Consider the following 6,115-nt stretch of genomic DNA (forward strand, 5'->3'; position numbering starts at 1 on the left):
AGGAACGCCACGAGCACGATGACCAGCGGCAGGAACGGGATCCCGAACGCAATGTCGGCCAGCCGCATCAGGACGGCATCGATCCATCCGCCGTAAAACCCCGCCACGATCCCGACGACCGTACCGATCAGCGCGACGAAGAACGCCGCCGTGAACCCCACCGTCAGCGCCGGCCGCGCGCCATGGACCAACTGCGAGAAGATGTCCCGTCCGACGTTGGTGGTGCCGAGGCGGAACGACGGCCCGGGCGGTTGGTTGGCCATCAGGTCGTCTCCTTTGGTGATGGTCTGCTGCGGGTCGTACGGCGCGATCAGCGGTGCCGCAGCCGCCACGAGGATGAAGACCAGGTAGATGCAGACGCCCGCAACCGCGAAGCGGTCGTGCTGGAGCACTCCCCGGAAGGACTCCCACGCTCGGCGCCCCGCGGCGAACCCCGGCGTGCGGGGGCGGGGGAGGACCTGCACGCTACCGTTTCGCATAGGACACCCGCGGATCGAGCCAGGAATACGCAATGTCGGCCAGGAGGTTCATCGCGATGGCCACCGCGGCGATCAGGAGAAACGCGCCCTGGGCGAGCGGATAGTCCTTCGCCGCGACCGCCCGGACCAGCAGCCGGCCGAGCCCCGGCCAGCTGAAGACGTTCTCGACGACGACGTTGCCTCCCAGACTGTACCCGATCACCAGGGCGAATGCGGTCGCCACCGGAAGGAGCGCGTTGCGCGCCGCGTGGCGCAGTAGGATGCGCCCCTCGGGCAGGCCCTTCATCCGTGCCATCACGACGAACTCTTCCTCCATCACATCCAGCATGTTGCTGCGCATTAAGAGGAGGGGGAGCCCCTGCAGGTAGAGGACGAGTGTGACGAGCGGCAGCGTGAGATGACGGAGGAAGTCCAGGCTCGTGACCTGCTGCCAGAGCGAGGCGTACACGACCCCGGGGTTCGCGGTCCCGGACGACGGGAACCACCGGAGGGAGAACGAGAAGACCGCGAGTAGGATCATGCCCACCCAGAACTCCGGCGCGGCCCGCACCGCCAGGGCCAACGGGATTCCCGTGGACTCGATCGCCGTGCCCCGCTTCCACGCGAGGAACGCTCCCGAGATCGTGCCAGTCACGAAGGCGATGATCACGGCGCCCAGCGTCAGGATCAGCGTGTTGGGGAGGGCCTCCCAGACCAGCTTCCAGACCGGCGCACGGTACGTGAAGGAGACGCCCATGTCCCCAGTCGCAGAGGCGCGGAGAAAGATCGCATATTGCTGCCACAGGGGGAGGTCGAGGCCGAACTCGTGCATGAGGGCCTTCTGCTGCTCGGTTGTAAAGGTGGGGTCGATGTACGCGACGAGTGGATTCCCCGGCATGAGGCGGAAAATCAGAAACAGGATCGTCGCGATCACCCAGAGCACGAGCAGCATCTGACCCAGCCGCTGTGCGATCCACCGTCCCGATGAGCGCTTCATGAGAGCACGGCCCGCGTCCGGCGGCGGCTGCGGCGGCCGGACGCGGGCCCGACGACGATGTGCGGTGTTACCGCGCGACCTCGAGCGTCTCGGACTGGTTGGCCGGATACAGGAGCCGCCCCTGGCCGTCCCACTCGTACCCGGCTTTCTTCAGCAGGTCCTTGGCCGCGGCCACGTTGTACGCGTACTGGGGCAGGCCGGTTGCGTGCCAGAACGCGAGCGCCCTGCTCACCGGGGAGTCGGCCATCTCGCCGTATCCCTTGTAGGCGACCAGGCGGATCATGTTCCGGTCGGTGACCATGGTGAGGGCCCTCCGGAAGTTGACGTCGTTGAACGGCGGCCGGCGCTCGTTATACCCGATAAACTGCATCCCGATATCCGTAGATGCGACGACGGTGATCCGGTGGTCATCGCGGCTCAGCTTGGCCAGCACGGAGGGATCGCCCAGGTAGTCCGAGAGGAAGTTGAGCTCTCCGTTCCGCAAGGCCCCGAGCGCGGCTTCAACGTTGGAGACACCCCGGAGGATCCAGCGGTGCATCTTGGGAGCCGCCCAATGCTGCGGATTGGCCTCCAGCACCACTTCCTGGTTCCGCGTCCAGCTCACGAACTTAAACGGCCCGGATCCGACCGGCGTCTTTTCCTGGAGGGACTCGGCGTTCTCTTTCTTCCCCTCGAGGCCCTGCAGCATCGGCGCCCAGACGTGCTGCGGGACAATGTTGAGTTTGCCGAGCGTCGAGGTGAGAAACGCCGCCGACGGTTTCTCCAGCACGAACCGGAGGGTCGTGGCGTCGACCTTTTGGATGTTTTTGACGTTCGCGACGAACGGCTTGTACATTGGCACCTTGTCGCCTTTGGGCGCCGAGAACGAGAAAATCACGTCTTCGGGAGTCACCGGGGTGCCGTCATGAAACTTCATCCCGGCGCGCAGCGTGACGTCGATCGTGGTGGGATTGACCCACTTGTAGGCGCTTGCCGCCCAGGGCCGGGGCAGTCCGTCGGGGCCGACACGGACCAGGCGGTCCCAGATGAGCTCGGTGATCCACGAATCGATTTTCCCGCTGATGTAGAGAGGGTTAATGGCCTTGACGGGTTCCTGGTTGTTCAGCACCATGTCCTTTTGCGCGCCCTTCGGCGTCGCCTGGTCGAACGTCCAGAAGTTCTTGATCCCGATGCCCTTCTGCTCGACGATCGTCTTCGAGTCCCACACCTCATTGTTGTAAGCGTAGGGGGTCTTGGGGTTCACGAGGAACGTGTAGGGCTGTGCGTCGGCGAGCATCTTTTGCGCCTGCTCCACCAGCTGCTTCCGCTGGTTTGGATCGGTCGCCTCCCGCTGCGCCTGGGCGATCGCGTCGTACTTGGAATCGATGAACCCGATGAAGTTGTACCCGTCCTTGGCCGTGCTCGACGAGAAGAGGTTGACTAGGAGCTCGTCTGGGTCGGAGCGCTCGGGGCGGCCGACCATCTGCCAGGTGGTCATGTCCCATTTCTCCCGGCTGTACCAGATGTAGTCGGCCAGCTGCTCCCACGGCATCGGCCGCACGGTCACCTTGAGGCCGAGCCTGCGCATGCCATCGGCAGCGATGCGGGCCGACTCGTACTGCTGCGGATCCTGCGCCTGCGGCCATGTCACCAAGACCAGTTCACGCACGACCCGGTTCGCCTGCGCCTGTGTCGGGCTCACCGGCGCGGCGGTGAACGTGAGGGCGCCGATCAGTGCGAACACGAGACCGTGAATCCACGTCTGAGCGCGCATAGCATTCCCCCTCCGTAGTGTCCCTCACACCTCAGTATCCATGTGACAAGTTATACAGCGATTCCGGGCGCTCCTGCGGCCTCCCCGCGGCGGCGCGGACAACCTCTTTTGCCCCAAGGGAGGAGGGGCGGCGGCCGTGAGCATATTCTGACGTGGGGGAGTGCGATGACGGGCGGGTTCTTCGGGTTTGCGATCCGGCGGATCATCGCCGCGATTCCGACGCTGTTCGGAGTCACGTTGATCGTCTTCTTCATGGTGAGGGTGCTTCCGGGAGACCCGGCCCGCCTGCTCGCGGGGCTCAACGCCACGCAAGATGAGGTCGACCGGATCCGGGTGCAGCTTGGGCTCACGAAGCCGGTCGCCGTTCAGTACGAACTCTTTCTCAGAGCGATCTCCCACGGTAACTTGGGTAAGTCGATCACCACGCAGGCGCCGGTGGTGCAGGAGATCTCGAGCCGGCTGCCCAAGACGGCTCTCCTCGCCGCGACCGCCACCGTCCTGTCCGGGATCCTCGGGATCGTGTCGGGGATCGCCGTGAGCACGCGCCAGTACACCTCGGTCGACTACCTGGTCAGCGTGGTCGCCTTCGCGGGTGTCAGCATTCCCGTCTTCTGGCTCGGCCTGATGCTGATGATCGTGTTCGCGGTGTTCCTCCACCTGGTCCCGGCGGGGGGTGCGGCCGGTCCGACGAGCCTCATCCTCCCCTCGATTACGCTCGCGGCGTTCAGTATCGCCTTCATCGAGCGGCAGACGCGCAGCAGCATGCTGGAGACCCTCCGCCAGGACTACGTGCGGACGGCGCGGGCGAAGGGGCTCGTAGAGGGCGTCGTCGTGTTCCGCCATGCCCTCCGGAACGCCCTCATCCCCGTCGTGACGGTGATCGGGCTCCAGTTCGGCGCCCTCTTCGGCGGCGCGATCCTCACCGAGACGACGTTTGCGTGGCCGGGGATCGGGCAGCTCCTCGTCACGGCCATCAGCGCCCGCGACTATCCGATCATCCAGGGCGTCGTCCTGTTGTTTGCGATCACGTTCTTGGTCGTGAACCTCGTGGTGGATCTCCTCTATGGTTACATCGATCCGCGCATCAAGTTCAGCTAAGCCCCTCCCCCAGCGGGCGTTCAGCCATCCGCTGGCCGTCGTCGGCCGTTTCGGCCGGAGCCGGACCGCGGTGGCCGGACTGGCCGTCCTCGTGGTGATGTTGGCCGGGGCGGCGCTCGCGGGCGTGGTCCTTCCGTACAACCCCGACACTGCGGACTTGAATTCGACGCTGCACGCGCCGACGTCGGTCCATCCGTTTGGGACGGACCAGCTCGGCCGGGATATCCTCACCCGCGTCGTCTACGGCGGCCGGATCTCGCTCGTGATCGGCGCGATGGCCGTGGGCATCAGCGGCGCGATCGGGGTGCCGCTCGGGATCCTGTCGGGTTACTACGGAGGCTTCGTAGACGGGGTGATTCAGCGGATCGTGGATGTGATGCTCGCCTTTCCCGGGTTCCTCTTGGCCTTGACGCTGATCAGTATTCTCGGTGTCGGGCTCCTCAATGTCGTGATCAGCGTAGGGATCGCCTCGGTTCCGGTGTACGTCCGGCTGGTCCGGGGGGTGACGCTCGGTATTCGCCAGCTCACCTACATCGAATCTGCCCGCGCCACCGGACTGCGCGACCGCCTGATCATGTTCCGGCACGTCCTGCCCAACGCGGCCGCGCCGGTCGTCGTCCAATCCTCCCTGCAGCTCGGCGCGGCCATCCTGACCGCGGCGGGGCTCGGGTTTCTCGGGCTGGGCGTGACCCCGCCCACCCCCGAGTGGGGGACGATGTTGGGCGAGGCCGTCACCTACCTGCTGACGTCGTGGTACATCGCGCTCTTTCCCGGGCTGGCGATTTTCGTCGCGGTGATGGCGTTCAATCTCCTCGGCGACGGGTTACGCGATGCGCTCGATCCTCGGATGAAGGTGCTCTAGCTCGAAGGGGGGATCAGGATGCGGCGGGTTGCAGCGGGAGGTCTCGCACTCGTCATCGCGGTGACGGCGGCATGGGCGGTGGCTCTCTCCGCCCAGGAGACCAAGGCGGGCGGGACCTGGACGATCGCTATCACCGAGGAGCCGGACACGCTCGACCCCCAAAAGACCGGCGCGGCCGTGGCGGCCCAGATCTTTACGCTCGTCGGAGAGCCCCTGCTGGCCAAGGATTTCCAGAACCGCATCGTGCCGGGCCTGGCCGAGTCATGGACGGTCAGCCGCGACGGGTTGCAATGGACGCTGCGGCTCAAGGCGGGCGCCACCTTTCACGATGGCACGCCGGTCACGGCGCAGGCGGTCAAGCTGTCGATCGAGCGCGCGCTGGCGCCGGAGACGAAGTCCCCCGTAGCCAAGGCCCAACTCGGTCCGGTGACCTCTGTGGAAGCTCTCGACGCCGCGATGCTGAGGATCACCCTCAAGGAGCCGTTCGCGCCCTTCATGGCCAATCTCACCGATTCGCGTCTCTCGCCGATCAGCGTCAAAGCGGCCGACGCCGCGGGCGCCGGCTTCGGTCGGACGCCGGTCAGTGAAGGGCCGTACACCGTCAAGGAGTGGGTCTCCGGTCACCACATCACGGTGGTGCGGAATCCCGCGTTCGCCTGGGGGCCGCCGTACATGCACAAGGGTGCGGCGTACATCCAACAGGTGACGTACCGCATCATCCCCGATTCCGCGACGCAGGTCGCGGCCTTCGAGGGCGGCGAGGTGAGCCAGATCGGCATTCCGCCGCATGATGTGCTGCGGTTGGTCGACAGCAAGAAATACCAGATCTTTCACTTTCTCCGCAAGGGAGTGGGGCTGTTCCTCGAATTCAACACGACCAAGGATCCCTTCAGCGACATCCGCGTTCGGCGGGCGATGAACTACGCCGTCAACAAGGATGTCCTCGT

6 protein-coding genes are annotated in these 6,115 nt (G+C 65.6%); 3 read left to right on the forward strand and 3 right to left on the reverse strand.

Translation table 11 applies throughout. The features are described 5' to 3' along the window. From VFP86_21980 to VFP86_21990, 3 genes are all read right to left on the reverse strand, one after another. The coding region (locus VFP86_21980; GenBank protein ID HET9002320.1) for an ABC transporter permease at positions 1-479 on the reverse strand (479 nt) is incomplete at its 3' end. Then, positions 466-1,455: an ABC transporter permease gene (locus tag VFP86_21985; protein ID HET9002321.1), complete on the reverse strand. Its 990-nt coding sequence runs from the start codon at positions 1,453-1,455 to the stop codon at positions 466-468. The genes VFP86_21980 and VFP86_21985, both read right to left, overlap by 14 nt. Before the next feature lie 67 nt (positions 1,456-1,522). Then, positions 1,523-3,208, reverse strand: a complete 1,686-nt coding sequence (locus tag VFP86_21990) for an ABC transporter substrate-binding protein (protein HET9002322.1) — start codon at positions 3,206-3,208, stop codon at positions 1,523-1,525. 165 nt (positions 3,209-3,373) lie between these two features. Between VFP86_21990 and VFP86_21995 the strand changes: the two genes are divergently transcribed. The 3 genes from VFP86_21995 to VFP86_22005 all read left to right on the forward strand — a co-directional run. Then, positions 3,374-4,306 (forward strand): ABC transporter permease, encoded by a 933-nt coding sequence (locus VFP86_21995; GenBank protein HET9002323.1) that lies wholly within the window; start codon positions 3,374-3,376, stop codon positions 4,304-4,306. Further along, entirely contained in the window at positions 4,272-5,168 is an 897-nt protein-coding gene (locus VFP86_22000; protein HET9002324.1) for an ABC transporter permease, read from the forward strand. The genes VFP86_21995 and VFP86_22000 overlap by 35 nt, the downstream gene beginning before the upstream one ends. Positions 5,169-5,186: 18 nt before the next feature. Beyond that, on the forward strand, positions 5,187-6,115 hold a 929-nt coding region (locus VFP86_22005), incomplete at its 3' end, for an ABC transporter substrate-binding protein (protein HET9002325.1).

This window comes from bacterium, from assembly GCA_035703895.1.
Taxonomy (GTDB): Bacteria; Sysuimicrobiota; Sysuimicrobiia; order Sysuimicrobiales; family Segetimicrobiaceae; genus Segetimicrobium.

Excerpts from the sequence above, each read along its gene's own strand:
- VFP86_21985 (HET9002321.1), bottom strand. The coding sequence starts at position 1,455 with ATGAAGCGCTCATCGGGACGGTGGATCGCACAGCGGCTGGGTCAGATG.
- VFP86_21990 (HET9002322.1), bottom strand. The coding sequence starts at position 3,208 with ATGCGCGCTCAGACGTGGATTCACGGTCTCGTGTTCGCACTGATCGGC.
- VFP86_21995 (HET9002323.1), top strand. The coding sequence starts at position 3,374 with ATGACGGGCGGGTTCTTCGGGTTTGCGATCCGGCGGATCATCGCCGCG.
- VFP86_22000 (HET9002324.1), top strand. The coding sequence starts at position 4,272 with ATGGTTACATCGATCCGCGCATCAAGTTCAGCTAAGCCCCTCCCCCAG.